The organism is Streptomyces sp. NPDC004284 (assembly GCF_042874035.1).
In the GTDB taxonomy this organism is placed as follows: domain Bacteria; phylum Actinomycetota; class Actinomycetes; order Streptomycetales; family Streptomycetaceae; genus Streptomyces.
Genome location: NZ_JBIAMJ010000020.1, coordinates 75,970 through 92,319, shown reverse-complemented (window position 1 = coordinate 92,319; position 16,350 = coordinate 75,970). Strand labels below are relative to the sequence as shown.

Sequence of the window (16,350 nt, the reverse complement as noted above, 5' to 3'; positions counted from 1 at the left end):
TCGGGTCGTCATCGCTTCTCCTCGTAACGCCCCACGACCAGACCGACGTTGGTGCCGCCGAAGGCGAACGCGTTGATCAGGGCGTGCCGTACCTCCTGCCGGCGTGCCGTGTTCGGCACGAAGTCCAGGCCCAGGCGCTTGTCGGGCGTCTCCTGGTTGATGGTCGGCGGCACCACCCCGTGGTTGATCGCCCCGACGGCGGTCAGCAGGCTCAGCGCCGCCGACGCCGCGGTCAGGTGACCGGTCATCGACTTCGGCGAGCTGATCACCAGCCGCTCGGCGGCGTCGCCGAACACCTTCTTGATCGCCGTGGTCTCCGACAGGTCGTTGCCCGGGGTGCTGGTGCCGTGCGCCACGACGTAGTCGATGTCGCCCGGCTCCAGCCCGGCGTCCGCGATCGACGCCTCGATGGACTCGATGGCGCCACTGCCGTCCGGCGGCGAATCCGTCATCCGCCAGGCGTTCAGACTGGTGCCGTAGCCCAGGACCTCGGCGAGGATCCGCGCCCCGCGGGCCCGCGCCGCCTCCAGCTCCTCCAGGACCAGCACGACGCCGCCCTCGCCGAGGACGAACCCGGAGCGCTTGTCGTCGAAGGGACGGCTGGCCCGCTGCGGATCGTCGTTGTAGTCCTTCGTCAGCGCGCCCAGCAGGCCGAAGCACAGCACGTCCAGCCAGGTCGTCAGCGAGTCGTAGCCGCCGGCCAGCATCAGCGAGGCATCACCCTCCTGAAGGGTGCGGAACGCCTCCCCGACCGCGTGCCCGGAAGCCGAGCACGCGGTGGACACACCCAGCATCGGGCCGGTCGCGTCCAGCATCCGGGCCATCGCCGCCGACGCGATGTTCTGGCTGTAGGCCAGGGCGTCCGACGGCGCGTACGTGGAGAACGCGTCCGCGCGGCCGGTCCGGTCGCGCAGCGCCCCGACGTCCACCAGCCACTGCAGATCCGGCCGGTCCACACAGGCGCCCATGGCCACACCCATGTCCGCGCCGTCGTACGTGTCCTTGTCGACCCCCGCGTCGCGCAGCGCCTCCCACGCCGCACCCACACCGAAGGTGCCCGGCCGCAGCAGATGCCGCAGGCCCACCGAGGAGGGCACCGCGTCCTGCAGCCGGAAGCCCTTCACCTCACCGGCGATCGTCACGTCGAAACCGGTGGTGTCGATCGTCGTCAGCCGGCCTACCCCGCTGCGCCCCTCGACCAGTCCCTGCCATGTGCTCGGCGCGTCGTTGCCCAGCGGCGTGACGGCGCCCACGCCGGTGATGACCACCCTGCGGCTCATCGCGGCGCCTCCGTCTCGTCAGGCCTCATGCCGTTTCGTCTCCTTCTGCTTCTGCCGTGTCCGTGGTGTGGGCCGGTGCGGTGTACGGCGCGGTCGGCTCGCACACCATGACGGCGTGCGCGACCGCGAGACCTCCGCTGTGACTCAGCGAGATGTCGATGGAGGCCATGCCCAGCGACTGGGCCACCGCCTCGACCTCCCCGTACAGCCGCACCCGGGGACGCCCGGCACGGTCGTTGACGACCTCGATGTCCGTCCATTCCATGCGCGGACCCATACCGGTCCCCAGGCTCTTCAGCACGGCCTCCTTCGCGGCCCAGCGGCCGGCGAGATGCTCACCGGCCCGCTTGCGCCGGTAGCAGTAGGCCAGCTCCCGAGCGGTGAACACCCGCTCGCGAAGCTCGGGCTGAGAGGACATCAGCTCCTCCACCCGGGACACCTCGGCCAGGTCCATGCCGGTGCGCACCCGCAGCGGTGGCGGGGCGGCGCCGTCCGGTGACCGCCCCGCGCCCTGCTTACGCAGCGGCCGCGGCGAGGGCGGCACGCTCGGTCACCAGGTCCGTCAGGTTCTGCACGGTGAACAGGGACAGCACCTCGTCGGCCGTGAGCTTGCCGGCCAGCTCCTCCACATCGATCTGCGGCAGCGACTTCTTCAGCTGCGCCAGCCCGACCTCGTTGATGATGTCGTTCTCGTCGGCGAACTCCTCGTCCGGTATCCCGCCCTGGAGCAGCTCGGCGATGTCCGACACCTTGATCTTCACGTCCGCGGCCTTCTCGATGCGAAACAGCACATCGAGCAGGTCGATCGACTCCGCGTCCAGATCGCCCAGCAGCGTGGCCTCGGGAACGGCCTCCTCGACGTCGATGCCGAGCGCGTCGGCGACCGCCTCCTGGACGATGGCGCCGAAGTCTTTACCGTCGTACGACATGTTTCCTTACCCTTCGTAGAATTGCTGGAGAGGAACGAACCGGGCCTGTGCGGCCGGTGGTTCGCGCGACGTCAGGACGCCACCGGCTCCTGCCACGCCTGCGGGGCCAGTTCGCCGTGCAGCGCCGTGAGCCGACGCGGGTCTCCGGTGGAGCGGGTGCGGGCCTCCCCGAGGGTGCGGCGGGCCAGCCCGCTGAGCACCCGACCGGGACCGATCTCGGTGTACGCGCCCACCGGGTGCCGGGCCGCCGTGCGCAGCACCTCGACCCAGCGGACGGGGCCGGTGAGCTGGCGCCGCAGCAGCTCCCTGGCCTCCTCGCCCGACCCGATGTAGGTACCGGTGACCGAACTGATCACCGGCAGCACCGGATCGGCGAACGGATGGACGGCGAGCGCCTCGGTGAACTCCTCCTCCACCGCCGACATCAGCGAGCAGTGGAAAGGCGCCCCCACGTCCAGCTTCACGACCTTGTCGGCGCCGGCGTCCAGCGCCGTCCGCCCGGCCGCCTCGACGGCGTGGGCGTGCCCCGAGATGACCGTCTGCAGCGGCTCGTTGTAGTTCGCGACCTGGACCAGGCCCAGCCCCTCGGCGCTGCCGCAGGCGGCCAGCACCTCCTCCGCGGGCAGACCCAGCACGGCCGCCATCGCACCGGGCACCTCACGGGCCACCTCGCCCATCAGCCGGCCGCGCAGCCGCACCAGCTCCAGGGCCGACTCCAAGGACAGCACCCCCGCGGCCACCAGCGCCGGGTACTCGCCCAGACTGTGGCCCGCCGTCGCCGCCGGCCGGTAACCGGCCGACCGCAAGAGCTCCCACACGGCCAGACTGGTGGTGGCGATCGCGGGCTGCGTGACCTCGGTGCGCCCGAGCTCCTCGGCACTGCCGGTCACACAGATCTCCGACAGCGGCAGACCCAGGATCTCGTCGGCACGGGCGAACAGCCGCCGGGCCGAGGGATAGGCGTCGAGCAGGTGCTTGGCCATACCGGGCCGCTGCGATCCCTGTCCGGGGAACATGGCCAGGCAGCCCGTACCGTCACTGCCGGGGCCGGTCCAACCGGTCATCGGGTAGTCCTTTCATGGGTCGGTGCGGGGGAGCGCTGCCAGCCGGCCGCGTCCGGTGCGGCGACGGCGGGCTGCGCGCTCTTCCAGCCGGACGGCCGGCCCCAGCGGCGCTCGGAGCCCGGCGGCACGGCCAGCTCGCCGGGAGCGCCGCGCAGCGCGGCGAGCACGACCAGCAGCCCGGCCAGCTCCTCCGGTGTCGGGTTGCCCCGCACCACCGTCAGCGGAGTGATCTCCGGCCCGCTCACAGCGGCTCGTTCCCGTGCTTGCGGACGGGCTGCCGAGCCCGCTTGGTGCGCAGCATGTCCAGAGACTTGATCAGCACCCGGCGGGTGTCCGCCGGATCGATGACATCGTCGACGTGACCGCGCTGCGCGGCCACGAACGGATTCATCAGCTGCTCGGTGTACTCGGCGATCAGCTCCTTGCGCAGCTTCTCCGGATCCACCGCCTCCCGCAGCTGACGACGGAAGATGATGTTCGCCGCGCCGTCCGCGCCCATCACGGCCGTCTGGTTCGACGGCCAGGCGAACGACAGGTCGGAACCGATCGACTTGGAGTCCATCACGATGTACGCCCCGCCGAACGCCTTGCGCAGGATCACCTGCACCCGCGGCACGGTCGCCTCGCAGTACGCGTACAGCAGCTTCGCACCGCGCCGGATGATCGCGTTGTGCTCCTGGTCGGTACCGGGCATGAACCCCGGCACGTCGACCAGCGTCACGAGCGGGATGTTGAACGCGTCGCAGGTGCGCACGAACCGGGCGGCCTTCTCCGAGGAGTCGATGTCCAGCACCCCCGCCATGGCGGCCGGCTGGTTGCCCACGATGCCCACCGTGTGACCGTCCAGCCGGGCCAGCGCGCACACGATGTTCTGCGCCCAGCTCTCCTGGACCTCCAGGTAGTCGCCGTCGTCGACGATGTGCCCGATGACCGTCCTGATGTCGTACGGCGTCCGGTCGTCGACCGGCACCAGCTTCAGCAGCTCCTCGCACCGCCGGTCGGGATCGTCCGCCGGCCGGGTGTAGGGAGCCGTCTCGGCGTTGTTCGACGGCAGATAGGACAGCAGCTCGCGCACGCTCTCGAAGCAGAACTCCTCGTCCGGCGCCACGAAACTCGCCACACCGGTGCGGTTGCCGTGGGTGTACGCCCCGCCGAGCTCCTCGTGCGTGACCTTCTCGCCCGTCACCGCCTGCACCACGTCGGGCCCGGTGATGAACATGTTGGCCATGCCCTCGACCATGAACGTGAAGTCGGTCAGCGCCGGCGAGTAGACGGCGCCGCCCGCGCAGGAGCCGAGCACCACACTGATCTGCGGCACCACGCCCGAGGCGCGGACGTTGCGGGCGAACAGCTTCCCGAACCCGGCCAGCGCGTCGATGCCCTCCTGGATCCGGGCGCCGCCGCCGTCGTTGAGACCGACCACCGGGGCGCCGACGGAGTCGGCGAAGTCGAGCAGCTGGTGGATCTTCGCGGCGAACGTCGCCCCCAGCGCGCCGCCGCGGACCCGGGCGTCATGGGCGAAGACGAAGACCGTACGGCCGTCGATCTCACCCCAGCCCGTGATCACGCCGTCGCCCTCGGGGTGCGAGTCCTCCATCCCGAAGCCCACCGCCCGGTGCTCGGCGAAGAGCCCCAGCTCGGTGAACGTGCCCGGGTCGAGCAGTTTCTCGATGCGCTGGCGAGCCAGCAGCTTGCCCTTGGAAAGATGCCGGGCGTCGGCGTCCGGGTCGTGCCCGAAGTGTGCCTGCGCCCTGCGGGTGGCGAGCTCGTCGGCCAGTTCGGCCATCGTGGGCGCGCGCGCCGGTGTCGGTGGACGGCGTTCCATGTCGGTCCTGCCGAGGTCCGGCAGCACGGCCTGGGGAGTGTCCGGAGGCGTCATTGCGGTCCCACTCCTTCCTGCCCTGTCGCGTAGGTGGCTTCGGGTACGACTCTCCGCCACCCGGATGGGCGCGGGACTGGAGCGCGTCTTGATAGAGGGTGTAACCCCAGGTGAGCCCGGTCAGACCGACAGATGGACGGCCTCTTCCAGCAGGCCCACCCGCCCGGATTCCAGCTCCTGGGCGAAGCTGCGCTGCAGCCCGTCCAGGCGGTAACGCGTGGGCAGATCGGCCCCCGCCGGCTCGGCCACACTCAGGAAGTGCGCCTCCACCAGCTGCTCACAGGCGTCCTCGACGGTGGCGAAGTCCTTGCCCAGCACCGGACACGCCAGATGCGCGTCGAACTCGGGCACCGGCAGATGGGCCAGACACCGCAGCGCCTCACGGGCGTCCTTGGGCAGCGCGTTGTACGACGCGGTGAAACTGGCCCGCACGCTCAGCGAGCTGTGCGCCAGCTCCTCCAGCCGCCGCCCCACATCGCTCAGCCGCTCCGCGTAGCGGCTGAGCGACCAGTGGGGCCGGGTGTTGAGCCGCGCGGCCGCCGCCCGCAGCGCCAGCGGCAGCCCCCCGCAGTACCGCGCGATCGCGGCCGCCGCGGCCGGCTCCCGCTCCACCCGCTCCGCCCCCAGCATCCGGGCCAGCAGCCGCACACTGTGCCCGTGCGGCAGGTCCGGCAGCTGCAGGACCCGGGCCCCGGGCGGCGTACTGAGCCGGCCCCTGCTGGTGATCAGCACCGCCACGTCCGCACTGCCCGGCAGCAGGGGCAGCACCTGCGCGTCGTCGACCGCGTCGTCGAGGGTCAGCAGCAGCCGGCGCCCCGCGAGCGCCAGCCGGTACACCTCGGCCCGCTCGTCGGGATCGGCCGGAAGCCGGTCCGGATCCGTCCCCAGCACCCGCAGCAGCCGGCCCATCACCGCGTACGGATCCGCCGCCCGCGCACCGCTGCCGCGCAGCGCCGCGTACAGCTGCCCGTCGGGGAACGCCGGCTGCAGCCGGTGCCCCAGCCGCACCGCCAGCGCCGTCTTGCCGACCCCGCCGCCGCCCACCACCACGACCGCCGGCGGCTGCGATGCCGTGGGCTGCGTCAACGTCCGCTGCACCACATCGAGTTCACGCTCACGCCCGGTGAAGTCGGGCAGGTCCAGCGGCAGCATCTGCGGCACCCGCGGACCGGGCAGGGGCCGCTCGGCCACCTGCAGCGTGCCGGTGCCGTGCGTCACCGCACCCCGCGGCTCGCCCCCGCCGGCGCGCTCGGCCGGCGGCGCGGGATCGGCCACCTCACCGCGCAGGACCGCCTCGTACAGCCGCTGCAGCCGCCGCGACGGATCCGTGCCCAGCTCCTTGGAGATCAGCCGCCGCATCGCCTGGTAGTACTCCAGCGCGTCGACGCTGCGCCCCTCCAGGTACAGCGCCAGCATCAGCCGCTCGCACAGCTGCTCCGACAGCGGATCGGTCAGCAGCGCGGCCCGCAGCTCCGGCAGCACGACCCCGGGCCGCCCCAGCCGGATCTCCGCGTCCGCCCACAGGCTGAGCGCCTCGTGATGCAGCTGCCGCAGCGTCTCCCGCAGCCGGGCCGCCCAGTCCCCCTGCATGCCGCCGAGCGCGTCGCCCCGCCACAGGTGCAGCGCCTGCTGCAGCAGCGTGCTGCGCTCCTGATCGCCCAGACCCTCCTGCTGCGCGCTCTTCAGCAGCCGCCGGAACCGCACCAGGTCCACCGTGCCCGGATCGGCCGAAACCTGATACCCGGCCGGGGTCCGCAGCAGCCCGATCGGCTCGGGCAGATCGGCCGACGCGCGGGCCAGCGCCCGCCGCAGCCGCGTGATGTAGGTGTGGACCACATTGCGGACCCCCGCCGGCGGCCGGTCCCCCCATACCCGGTCCACAAGGGACTCCAGCGGCACAGGCCTTTCCGGATCGACCAGCAGGACACCGAGAATGCTGCGTTGTCGTGCGGGGCCGAGATCGGCCAGGGCACTGCCTGTCCAGAGTTCTATCGATCCCAGTATCCGGAGCTCCATCGAAGATCACCCGTATCCCTTCAGTGTCCGGAAAAGTAACTCCGGCCGATGCAGCGCCCCTTGATTTCCGCTCTGCCCCGCCGGGCCCCGTCCGGCACGACAACGCACGTCACCCGCCCCGCGGAACACTCCACGGCGACGGGTGACAGGGGTCCTGCGCACGGCCCGCCCACGGGGCCGCGATGGCGCAAGTCAGCCGGCCGCCGGCTCCTTGCGCTGCGGCGTGTAGTCGGCGTGGTCGACGGCCCGCTCCCAGACCGCCTCGAACGCCTCCTTGCACCGGCGGATCAGCTCGGGGTCCTCCGAGAACTCGTGCGGCCCCCAGGAACCGTCGCCGTGGAAGTTGGTGAACCGCACCAGGGAGTCGTCGAACACCCAGAAGTCGTTGCCCGGCAGCAGCAGGTCCGAGGCCCGCTGCCGCGGCAGCCAGCGCACCTTCTCGCCCGCGGGCACGTTGACGATCGTGGTGGTCTCCCACTCGTACTGGATGAAGTCGGTCACCGGCTCCGACACGATCCGCGCCCGCCGCCAGTCGATCCCGCGCCCGATCGCGTCCTGCACCAGCTCGACCCAGTCGCCGTGCCGGTCGTACTCGATCGGCACCCCCTTCTGCCAGTCGACGAAGACCGGCCCCTGCGGGGTGTAGACGTCCCGCGTCTCCAGGTGCACCGCGGAGTGCTTGGTCTGCGCGATCAGTTCGGCGAAGGCCGGGAAATTGCTCGACATGCGAATCTCCAATCCGAGGGACAGATCAGGCCGCGGCTGAGTCGTCAAACGACCGTGCAGAGCCGACTCCCAGGCCTTGCCCACCAGTTGAGCGGCACCGGCTAGAACCGGACTAGAGACCCGGTCTGGCTGGAACCCACCCCCCGCCCCGCCCCCCGCGCCGCCGGACGCACGGCGCCGACGGCACGCCGGCCGCGATGCCGGACCGGGCGGCGGGCGTCCCCTTTGCCCGAACGGCTTTTCCGGTCCGCCCGTTCCTCCGCCGTGACCACCCGGACGGTTCCCCGACGGTCCGCACCGGCCCGGGGCGCGGCCCCGGGCCGCTCCTTCCGCCGGCACCCGCGCGAGAGGCCGGCCGCTCCGCACGGCCACCGGGAATGCCGACGCGCCCCTCACGCCGGGGGAGCGCGGAGCGGGGCTCGGCGACACCGTCCTCACGGACCCGGATTCCGGCTCCGCGGCCGGGCGCCGGTGCCGCCGGCGGCCGTGCCCCGGCCGCAGGAACGGCCCGGGCCCTCACCGGAGCCGAACCCGCGGGGGCCCGGGCGGGACGAACGGTCCGGCCTGGTCGAGCCGCGTGCAGACCGAGGGCCTGAGACAGCGCTCGGCGACCCACCCGACCGTCCCGGCCCGGACGCCGGAGCGCGAGCGCTCGGAGAGCGCGACCCGGTACCGGCCGCCCGACTTCCGGTCGACGTCGACCAGGTCCCCGCGGGTCAGGTGTCCCGGCGAGGCGTGACGGGCCGAGGGCCCGCTCCTGATGTTCACCGAGCCGCCGGCCACGTCGTACCCGCACGCGTTGAGGGGCGCCGTGGTCCGGGCCGGGGCGGAGGGGACGGCGGCGGGCGTGGGCGCGGCGCCCGCCAGGAGCGCGGCCGCGGCCGCGCCGGAGATCATGATGCGTCGCATGGCCGGACGACCTCCGGCCCCCGGCCGGGCGTCACGGCCGGCCGGGGGCGACCACCCCGACGGGGGACGCGCCCGGGCGTACCGCATCGCGCCCGCCGCGCCCGCCGGCGCCGCGGAGGACCTCCCGCTCCCCGCCCCGGAGCCCGCGCCCGCGGCCGTGCCGTGCGGGCGGCCGCGGGAACCTCCGGCCTCCCGAAGCCCGCGGCCGTGAGGCGTCTCAGCGCCGACCCGAAGAGGCCCGCCCCGCGACGTCGAGGACGATCTTCCCCTGGAGATGGCCCTGTTCGGCACGGACGTGCGCGGCGGCGGCCTCGCGCAGCGGGAAGACGCTGTCGATGCCGACCCGCACCTTCCCGGCGTCGATGAGCGCGGCCAGCTCGGCGAGATCCGAGCCGCTCGAACGCACCTGCCACATGCCCTCGTCGAGAGCGATCCCGAGCCCGGCCGCACGCTCGCGGTGGTAGTCGCCCGGGAAGACGGGCGCGATCCGGCCGCCGCGCCGCACGGTGGGCAGCAGGCGGTGCGCCTCCGGGCCGCCGACCGTGTCGAGCAGCAGGTCCACACCGCGGACGGCCTCCTCGGCCGGCGTACGGGTGTAGTCGACGAACCGGTCCACGCCCAGGCCCCGCAGGAACTCCTCGTGCCGCCCGGAGGCGACCGCGATCACCCGCTCGGCGCCGGCGGCTCTGGCCAGCTGCACGGCGAAGTGGCCGACCCCGCCCGCCGCGCCGTTGACCATCAGGGTGCCGCCGACGCGGCCGCGCAGGTGGGTGAAGAGGTACTGGTAGGCCGTGAGCCCGGCCATCGGCACGGCGGCGGCCTCCACATGCCCGAGGGCGGCGGGCCTGGGGGCCAGGTGGGCGGCGGGGGAGACCGCGTACTGGGCGTACGCGGACGCGCGGCCGGGGAAGGAGACCAGGCCGAAGACCTCGTCGCCGGGCCGCCACTCGGTGACGCCCGGGCCGAGGGCCGCGACCACGCCGGAGAGGTCGCTGCCCAGAACGAGCGGCGGCGTCCAGTTCGGCCGGAGCGCCGCCGGCACGTTCGGGAATCCGCGCCGCGCGTACCAGTCCGGGGGGTTGACGCCCGCCGCGTGGACCCGCACCAGCACCTCGCCCGGTCCGGGCTCGGGCCGGGCCACCTCCTCGTAGACCAGCTGCTCGGGCTCGCCGAAGGCGTGCAGCCGGACGGCCCGCATCGTCGCCGTACGCATGTCCCTCCCCGGGTTCCGTGGCGAAGCACCCCGGATACAATCCGGAGCACTGCTCCGGAAAAGGAAAGCGGAGCATCGCTCCGGTTGTCAACGACGAGGTCCCGCATGCCCGACGAGTCGCGCCCCGACCACCCCCGCGCCCCCCGCGCCGACGCCCGGCGCAACCGTGACCGGATCCTGGAAGTGGCGGCACAGGTCGTCGCCGAACAGGGAACCCCGGCCTCCCTGCGCGACATCGCCCGCCGCGCCGGCATCGGCCTCGGCACGCTCTACCGCCACTTCCCGAACCGGGACGCCCTCCTGGAGGCCCTGCTGCGCCGCCGCTTCACCCGCCTCGCCGAACGGGCGGACGCCCTCGCCGCCACCACCCCGCCCGAACGCGCACTGACCGACTGGCTCTACGAGTTCACCCTCGGCGCAGGCGCCTACCAGGGCCTCCCGGCAACCCTGATGGCCACCCTCCACGACCCGCGGTCCCCCCTGCACGCCACCTGCCTGACGATGCGCCAGGCAGCCGGCCGCCTGCTGGCCACGGCCCAGGAATCAGGAACCGTCCGGCCCGACGTGACCCCCGTCGACCTGTTCGCCCTGACCAACGCCCTCGGCTGGATCGCCGACCAGGCCCCCACGCTCGCCGAGCGCCAGGAGCACCTGTTCCGCCTGGTGATCGACGGACTGAGGCCGCCGTCGCCCTGAAGGCGGCGGCGCGCCCCTCCACCGGTACGCGGAAGGAACGCGCGGACCCCGCCGGCCCCGGGCCGCCCCGGACCGCCGGGGAACTCCTCGAAGGCCGCTCCCTCGACGGCACCACCGGCGGCTCACCGGCGGCCGCCTCGCCCACGCGCCCGCACCCGCCCCCCCGTTCCCGGGCGGGAGGGGCCGATCACTCCATGGGCCGGCTGGTGACGAAGACGGTGCGCAGGACGATGGCGGCGGAGAGCAGCAGGAGGTTGCAGCCCATCAGCCCGTACAGCCCGAGGTTCTCGCTCACGCGCGGCCCGCCCTCCATCCCCAGGAGCTGGAGGCCCGCGAACCCGAGGAAGATCCCGACGAGGGCGTGCACCACCCGTCCGACCAGCTCGCCGACGACCCGCCGGTCACGGGGATCGGCGAAGAGGCGCACGTTGACCCCGAGCCGCCCCTCCTCGAGCGCGCCGCCGAGCCGGTCGAGCCGGCGCGGCAGGCGCCGCAGGACGGGCAGCAGCGCGATCAGTTCGTCGCGGGCCGTGTCACGGGCGCCGCGCGGCCCCAGCCGGTCGGTGAGCCGGGCCGAGGCGTAGGTGCGGGAGGCCTCCAGCATGTTGAAGCCGGGGGAGAGGCGCACCAGGGTGCCCTCCAGGGTGGCCAGGGCGCGGAACACGGCGGCGACCTCCGGCAGGACCGCCAGCCGGAAGTCCGCCACGAGCCGGAACAGGTCGCCGAACATCTCCACGTCGGGCGCGGACCCGTGTCCCAGGTGGCGGGCGCTGAACTGCCCGAGCGCGCGCAGCAGCCGCTGTTCGTCGATGTCCTCGGGACGGTCGGTGATCTCCAGGAGCGCCTCGCGCAGGGCGACCGGGTCACCGCGGTCGACGGCGAGGAAGAGGCCGCCCATCGCCTCGCGGAGCCCGGGGTCGATCCTGCCGACGGACCCGAAGTCGAGCAGGGCGGCCGTGCCGTCGGGCTGGAGCAGGATGTTGCCGGGGTGCGGGTCGGCGTGGAAGACGCCGTCCAGCATGATCTGGTTGAGCAGCGCGGTGAGCAGGGTCTTCGCCAGCTCGGTGCCGTGCCGCCGGTCGTCGGGGACGGCCTTGCCGAGCGAGGAGCCCTCGACCCGGCTCATGACCAGGACGCGCTCCGTACTGAACTGCCCGTGCAGGACGGGGATGGCGACACTGGCGTCACCGCGGGCCCGGGCCGCCCGGCGCACCGCGGTCATGTTGCGGGCCTCGACCCGGAAGTCCAGCTCCTCGCGCAGCGCGACGGCGAAGCCCTGCGCCAGCTCGGTCAGCCCGAGACCGCGCCCCCAGGCGGTACGGTCGCTCAGCGCGGCGGCCAGACGCCCCACGATGTCCAGGTCACGCTCCACGAGCTCCGGTATCCCCGGCCGCTGCACCTTGACGATGACCTCGGTGCCGTCGCGCAGGACGGCCGCGTGCACCTGCGCGATGGAGGCCGCCGCCAGCGGAACCCGCTCGAACGAGGCGAACAGGTCCCCCACCGGCGCCCCCAGGCTCTCCCGCAGCTGGGCCTCGACCTCGCTCCAGGGCGCGGGCGGCACCTGGTCCTGGAGCAGGCTGAGCTCCTCGACGTACACCTCGGGCAGGAGGTCCCGCCGGGTCGACATCAGCTGCCCCAGCTTCACGAAGGTCGTCCCGCCGGCCTGCAACGCCTGCCGCAGCTCCCGCGCCAGCAGCTCGTGCCGCACCCCCGGCGCCCGCCGCCGCCCCCGCAGATACGGCCCGAGCCCGTGCCGCGTGGCGATGCGCACCACCACGGAATACCGCCGCGCCCGCCCGATCCGCCCCCGCACCGACTGCACCCAGCCGAGCGGCCGCACGGCCCCCACCGGCACCAGGACGTCCAGGACGACGAGCACCACCATCGCCCCGAGCATCGCCACCCCGACCATCAAGGACAGCAGCGGCGCGAGCTCCCCCGACTCCTCCAGCCGGGGCCCCAGCAACCCCGCGGACACCGAGAGGCCGCACACCCCCGCCGCCCCGACCCGCACCACGCCCGCCCGCACCCCGAGCAGCCGCCGCCCCACCACCGCGGGCGCCACCATCACCAGAAAGAAGACGAGCGCCCCGACCAACGCCCCCGTGATCCACATGACGCCATTCAACAGCACCCGTCCCCGGCCGGCCGCGCCCCTCGCCAAGGGGCGGAAGAACTACGGGACTTGACGGTGTGCGGCCTGAGCGGGCACGGGGGCCGGCCGCGGTGGCCGTGCCGCCGTTCCCCGCTCGCCGTGCCGGTGGGCAGGTGTAGATGAAATGTAGATCGGTGTCGGTCATAGTCGGTGCCGGTCAGACGTTCTTGTTCCTTCATCAGATCGGCGCTGTCATGCTGAAGTCCTTGCAGATCACCCGCCTCCGGGCCCCGCTGGGCGCGGCCGTCGCGGTGTCCGCCGTGGTCGCCGCTGTTCTCGCGGGGCCGGCGGCCGGCCTTTCCCGGACCGCCGCTGGCGCGGAGCGGGTCCCGGCCGCCTCCGCGGTCTCGGCGGGGCCGGCGGGGTTCACCGGGGACGACCCCGATCTGGACGAGGTCAACACGAAGGCGTGAGCCGCAGCGTGTCGATCAGTTCCTGGGCCACGGCTGTTTCGGGAAGCCCGGCCCGGCGGAACAGTTCGTGCGCCTCGCGGGCCTGCGCGAGGGCCTGTTCGGGCCGTGCGGCGTCGCGCAGTGCCGCCGAGTGGATCAGCAGGGCGTAGCCCCGGTCCCGATGGCGGTCGGGTACGGAGCGGAAGTAGGCGACCGCCTGTTCGGCGGCGGCCAGCGCTTCGTCGGTCCGGCCCGTGACCCGGAGCGTCTCCGCGCGGCGGTAGCGTGCCTGGGCCTGCTGGCCCAGGGCGTGGGCGGCGCCGGCGACGGCGAGGCATTCTTCGTAGCTGGAGAGCGCCTCGGTGTAGCGGGCCAGCTCGTGCAGGGCCTGGCCCCGGGTGCACAGGGCGTGGGCCACGCCGTTGTGGTCCGCCATCGCGCGCAGGGCCTCCAGCGCCCGGTCGCAGACCGGCAGGGCCTCGTGGGCCCGGCCGCCGCGGATGCGGGCGAGGGCCGCGTTGAGCATGATGATCAGTTCCCCCGAGCGGTGCCCGAGGTCCGCCGCGATGGCCAGTGCCCGGTCGAAGTGGTCGGCGGCCTCGCCGTAGCGCTGCTCGTACTGGGCGATGACGCCGAGGTCGTTGTACGTCTGCTGGAGGATGGCCTGGTCCCCGGCGCGCCGGGAGGCCGCCGCGGCGAGGCGGGTGTGCCGGCCGGCCCGGGTGAGGCGGGTGGCCTGGAGGGCGGCGTTGCCGCAGATGAAGTGCGCGCGGCCGGCGGCCCGGTCGTCGCCGCGCGCGGCCGCGGCCTCGGCCAGGGCTTCGGCGGCCGTCACCATCTGCGCGTACGGCACGTCCTGCCCGTATGCGCCGAGGGCGACGAGCAGGTCGGCGGCGGCGGTCGTCAGGGGTTCGTCGGCCGCGGGGTCCCGGGCCACGAGATGGACCAGGTGGACGGCGCAGTCGAACTCGCCGACGACCCAGGCGCGGGCCTCCGTCAGGTCGCGGAACGGCGGTTCCTCGGGCCGTGGGCGGTCCGCGGGCAGCATGCTGTGCACCGGATCGCCCGGGATCATCAGCCGGAACGCCTGTACGGCCCTCCTCAGGAGGTGGTCGAGCAGGTGCCGCTTCGCGTCGTGCGGGTCGCCGCCCGGCCGCCCCCGCGGTGCCCGTGGCGTCTCCGGGGCCGGCAGCTGGCGCGCGAAGTCCCGTACGAGGTCGTGATAGCGGTACCGGCCCGGTACCGGCGATTCGAGCATGGCCGCGTCCACGAGGGATTCCAGCAGCGACTCGGCCTCTTCCTCGCAGGTGCCGAGCACGGCGGCCGCGGCGGCCGTGGCGATGCTCGGCCAGGCGATCGGCGCGAGCCGGCGGAAGGCCTGGGCCTGCCGGTCGGTCAGATGGCGGCGGCCGAGTTCGAAGACGGCGGCGACGGCGAGGCCGTCCGACTGCAGCTCGGTGAGCCGCCGCCGTTCGTCGGCGAGCCGTTCGACCAGGTCGCCGACCGTCCAGCCCGGCCGGGACGCGAGGCGGGTCGCGGCGATCCGCACGGCGAGGGGGAGGAAGGCGCAGGCCGTCACGAGTGCCGAGGCCGCGGGCTCGTGCCGGTCGATGCGCTGGGCGCCGACGATCCTGCGGACCAGGCTGAGCGCCTCGTCCGTGCCGAACCCGGTGAGCTGGACGTGGGCGCTGGAGGGCACGTCGGCCAGCCGCGCGCGGCTGGTGACCACGGCGGCGCAGTGGACCGTGCCGGGCAGCAACGGCTTGACCTGCCGGGTGTCGCGGGCGTTGTCGAGCATGATCAGGACGCGTCGGCCGTCGAGCACCGTCCGGAACAGCCGTGCGCGGTCGTCGAGCGAGCGGGGGATGTCGGCCCGCGCGATCCCCAGGGCCGACAGGAAGCTGGCCAGGACCGTGCCGGGGTCCACCCGGTCCTCGCCGGCGCCGCGCAGGTCGGCGTAGAGCTGCCCGTCGGGGTAGGCGTCCTTGACGCGGTGCGCCGCCCGGAGGGCGAGGGTGCTCTTGCCGATGCCGCCCATGCCGCTGATGGAGGTCAGGGCGGTCGCGGCGCGGTGGGGTTCGCCCAGGGCCTGGCAGAGCGTGGCGAGGGCCTCGGCGCGTCCGCTGAAGTCGGGTGTGTCGGGCGGGAGTTGAGCGGGGCGGGAGAAGGCGTACCGTCCCGGCGTGACCGCCGGGGCCGGTGCGGGGGAGTCCGGGCCGCCCGGCGGACCCTGCGCGGCCGGCCCTGCCGCCGGTGCGGGGACGGGGGCGGCGAGCGGCGGGAGCGCGGGGAGCAGCGCGGGGTCGCCGGAGAGGACCCGTTCGTGCAGGTCGCGCAGTTCGGGGCCGGGGTCGATGCCGAGTTCCTGCGCCAGTACGGTGCGGGCCCGGCCGTACACGTCGAGGGCGTCGGCCTGCCGCCCGACGGCGTACAGGGCCCGCATGAGGAACCCGTACGTGCGCTCCCGCAGGGGCAGTTCCCGGGTGAAGGCGGTCAGCTCGGGGATGATCCGGCCGTGCAGGCCCCGCAGCAGGTCGAGGCTGAACCGTTCCTCCAGGAGGTTCAGGCGCAGTTCGGTCAGCCGGGTCCGTTCGCCGGCGGCGAAGGGACCCGGGATCCCCGCCAGCGGCTCCCCCCACCACAGGGAGATCGCTTCGCACAGCAGTGCCGCGCCCTCGTCGTACCGTCCGGCCTCGCGTGCCCGTGCCGCCTGTGCCGCGAGGTGTTCGGCCCGGAAGGCGTCCACGGACAGCGGGGGCAGGGTGAGGCGGTAGCCGTTGCCGACGGAGGTGAGGTGTCCGGGGCCGTCGTCGCCGGTGAGGAGTTTGCGCAGCCGCCACACGTAGGTCCGCAGGATCCGGATGGCGGACTCGGGGGCGTCCTCGCCCCACACGGAGGTGATCAGCTCGCTCAGCGACAGGACGTGACCGGGGCGCAGGGCGAGTGCCGCGAGTGTCGCCTGCTGCTGCGGCGGGCCGATGCGGCTCTGGACCTCGCCCTCCTGGATCGCCATGGCCCCGAGCACCAAGATCTTCACAGTCCCCCCGTGGGCTGATCCCGAGTCACGCGCCGGAGGTCTCTCCCTTCT

At 73.8% G+C, this 16,350-nt stretch carries 14 protein-coding genes; 2 read left to right on the top strand and 12 right to left on the bottom strand.

The annotated features are described in order from the left end of the window. Window positions 1-8: 8 nt before the first annotated feature. The 10 genes from ACFYUS_RS34400 to ACFYUS_RS34355 form a co-directional block, all read right to left on the bottom strand. Window positions 9-1,280: a beta-ketoacyl-[acyl-carrier-protein] synthase family protein gene (locus ACFYUS_RS34400; protein ID WP_388861345.1), complete on the bottom strand. Its 1,272-nt coding sequence runs from the start codon at window positions 1,278-1,280 to the stop codon at window positions 9-11. A 25-nt stretch (window positions 1,281-1,305) separates the two neighbouring features. Beyond that, complete coding sequence (gene acpS, locus ACFYUS_RS34395; RefSeq protein WP_388861343.1) at window positions 1,306-1,824, bottom strand: holo-ACP synthase; 519 nt, start codon at window positions 1,822-1,824, stop codon at window positions 1,306-1,308. Beyond that, complete coding sequence (locus tag ACFYUS_RS34390) at window positions 1,796-2,209, bottom strand: acyl carrier protein (RefSeq protein ID WP_388861340.1); 414 nt, start codon at window positions 2,207-2,209, stop codon at window positions 1,796-1,798. Before ACFYUS_RS34390 ends, acpS begins: the two co-directional genes overlap by 29 nt. A gap of 71 nt (window positions 2,210-2,280) precedes the next feature. After that, window positions 2,281-3,273 carry an ACP S-malonyltransferase gene (fabD, locus tag ACFYUS_RS34385; protein WP_388861337.1) on the bottom strand — a complete coding sequence of 331 codons (993 nt, stop codon included), beginning with the start codon at window positions 3,271-3,273 and terminating at the stop codon, window positions 2,281-2,283. Next, a complete protein-coding gene (locus ACFYUS_RS34380; RefSeq protein WP_388861334.1) occupies window positions 3,270-3,518 on the bottom strand; it encodes an acyl-CoA carboxylase subunit epsilon in 249 nt (82 codons plus the stop codon). The genes fabD and ACFYUS_RS34380 overlap by 4 nt, the downstream gene beginning before the upstream one ends. Continuing rightward, on the bottom strand, window positions 3,515-5,098 hold the full coding sequence (locus ACFYUS_RS34375) for an acyl-CoA carboxylase subunit beta (protein WP_388861442.1): 1,584 nt from the start codon (window positions 5,096-5,098) through the stop codon (window positions 3,515-3,517). Before ACFYUS_RS34375 ends, ACFYUS_RS34380 begins: the two co-directional genes overlap by 4 nt. 174 nt (window positions 5,099-5,272) lie before the next feature. After that, window positions 5,273-7,168, bottom strand: a complete 1,896-nt coding sequence (locus ACFYUS_RS34370) for a BTAD domain-containing putative transcriptional regulator (RefSeq protein WP_388861331.1) — start codon at window positions 7,166-7,168, stop codon at window positions 5,273-5,275. A 192-nt stretch (window positions 7,169-7,360) separates the two neighbouring features. Continuing rightward, window positions 7,361-7,894 (bottom strand): DUF6879 family protein, encoded by a 534-nt coding sequence (locus ACFYUS_RS34365; protein WP_388861328.1) that lies wholly within the window; start codon window positions 7,892-7,894, stop codon window positions 7,361-7,363. A gap of 516 nt (window positions 7,895-8,410) precedes the next feature. Beyond that, entirely contained in the window at window positions 8,411-8,803 is a 393-nt protein-coding gene (locus tag ACFYUS_RS34360; RefSeq protein WP_388861325.1) for a hypothetical protein, read from the bottom strand. Window positions 8,804-9,020: 217 nt separating this feature from the next. Next, complete coding sequence (locus ACFYUS_RS34355; protein ID WP_388861322.1) at window positions 9,021-10,016, bottom strand: NADP-dependent oxidoreductase; 996 nt, start codon at window positions 10,014-10,016, stop codon at window positions 9,021-9,023. Window positions 10,017-10,121: 105 nt separating this feature from the next. On the opposite strand from ACFYUS_RS34355, the gene ACFYUS_RS34350 reads away from it, so the two are divergent. Then, window positions 10,122-10,712, top strand: a complete 591-nt coding sequence (locus ACFYUS_RS34350; protein WP_388861319.1) for a TetR/AcrR family transcriptional regulator — start codon at window positions 10,122-10,124, stop codon at window positions 10,710-10,712. A gap of 187 nt (window positions 10,713-10,899) precedes the next feature. Here the strand turns inward: ACFYUS_RS34350 and ACFYUS_RS34345 are convergent, their stop codons facing one another. Then, window positions 10,900-12,831: an ABC1 kinase family protein gene (locus ACFYUS_RS34345; protein ID WP_388861316.1), complete on the bottom strand. Its 1,932-nt coding sequence runs from the start codon at window positions 12,829-12,831 to the stop codon at window positions 10,900-10,902. A 245-nt stretch (window positions 12,832-13,076) separates the two neighbouring features. Between ACFYUS_RS34345 and ACFYUS_RS34340 the strand changes: the two genes are divergently transcribed. Next, on the top strand, window positions 13,077-13,283 hold the full coding sequence (locus ACFYUS_RS34340) for a hypothetical protein (RefSeq protein ID WP_388861313.1): 207 nt from the start codon (window positions 13,077-13,079) through the stop codon (window positions 13,281-13,283). Here the strand turns inward: ACFYUS_RS34340 and ACFYUS_RS34335 are convergent. Then, window positions 13,267-16,299 carry a BTAD domain-containing putative transcriptional regulator gene (locus ACFYUS_RS34335; RefSeq protein WP_388861310.1) on the bottom strand — a complete coding sequence of 1,011 codons (3,033 nt, stop codon included), beginning with the start codon at window positions 16,297-16,299 and terminating at the stop codon, window positions 13,267-13,269. The genes ACFYUS_RS34340 and ACFYUS_RS34335 overlap by 17 nt on opposite strands. Between the last annotated feature and the right edge of the window lie 51 nt (window positions 16,300-16,350).

Bases quoted from the DNA above. Each gene is read 5' to 3' on its own strand.
- fabD (WP_388861337.1), bottom strand. From the start codon at position 3,273: ATGACCGGTTGGACCGGCCCCGGCAGTGACGGTACGGGCTGCCTGGCC.
- ACFYUS_RS34390 (WP_388861340.1), bottom strand. From the start codon at position 2,209: ATGTCGTACGACGGTAAAGACTTCGGCGCCATCGTCCAGGAGGCGGTC.
- ACFYUS_RS34375 (WP_388861442.1), bottom strand. From the start codon at position 5,098: ATGGAACGCCGTCCACCGACACCGGCGCGCGCGCCCACGATGGCCGAA.
- ACFYUS_RS34345 (WP_388861316.1), bottom strand. From the start codon at position 12,831: ATGTGGATCACGGGGGCGTTGGTCGGGGCGCTCGTCTTCTTTCTGGTG.
- ACFYUS_RS34370 (WP_388861331.1), bottom strand. From the start codon at position 7,168: ATGGAGCTCCGGATACTGGGATCGATAGAACTCTGGACAGGCAGTGCC.
- ACFYUS_RS34360 (WP_388861325.1), bottom strand. From the start codon at position 8,803: ATGCGACGCATCATGATCTCCGGCGCGGCCGCGGCCGCGCTCCTGGCG.
- ACFYUS_RS34350 (WP_388861319.1), top strand. From the start codon at position 10,122: ATGCCCGACGAGTCGCGCCCCGACCACCCCCGCGCCCCCCGCGCCGAC.
- ACFYUS_RS34355 (WP_388861322.1), bottom strand. From the start codon at position 10,016: ATGCGTACGGCGACGATGCGGGCCGTCCGGCTGCACGCCTTCGGCGAG.
- ACFYUS_RS34365 (WP_388861328.1), bottom strand. From the start codon at position 7,894: ATGTCGAGCAATTTCCCGGCCTTCGCCGAACTGATCGCGCAGACCAAG.
- ACFYUS_RS34400 (WP_388861345.1), bottom strand. From the start codon at position 1,280: ATGAGCCGCAGGGTGGTCATCACCGGCGTGGGCGCCGTCACGCCGCTG.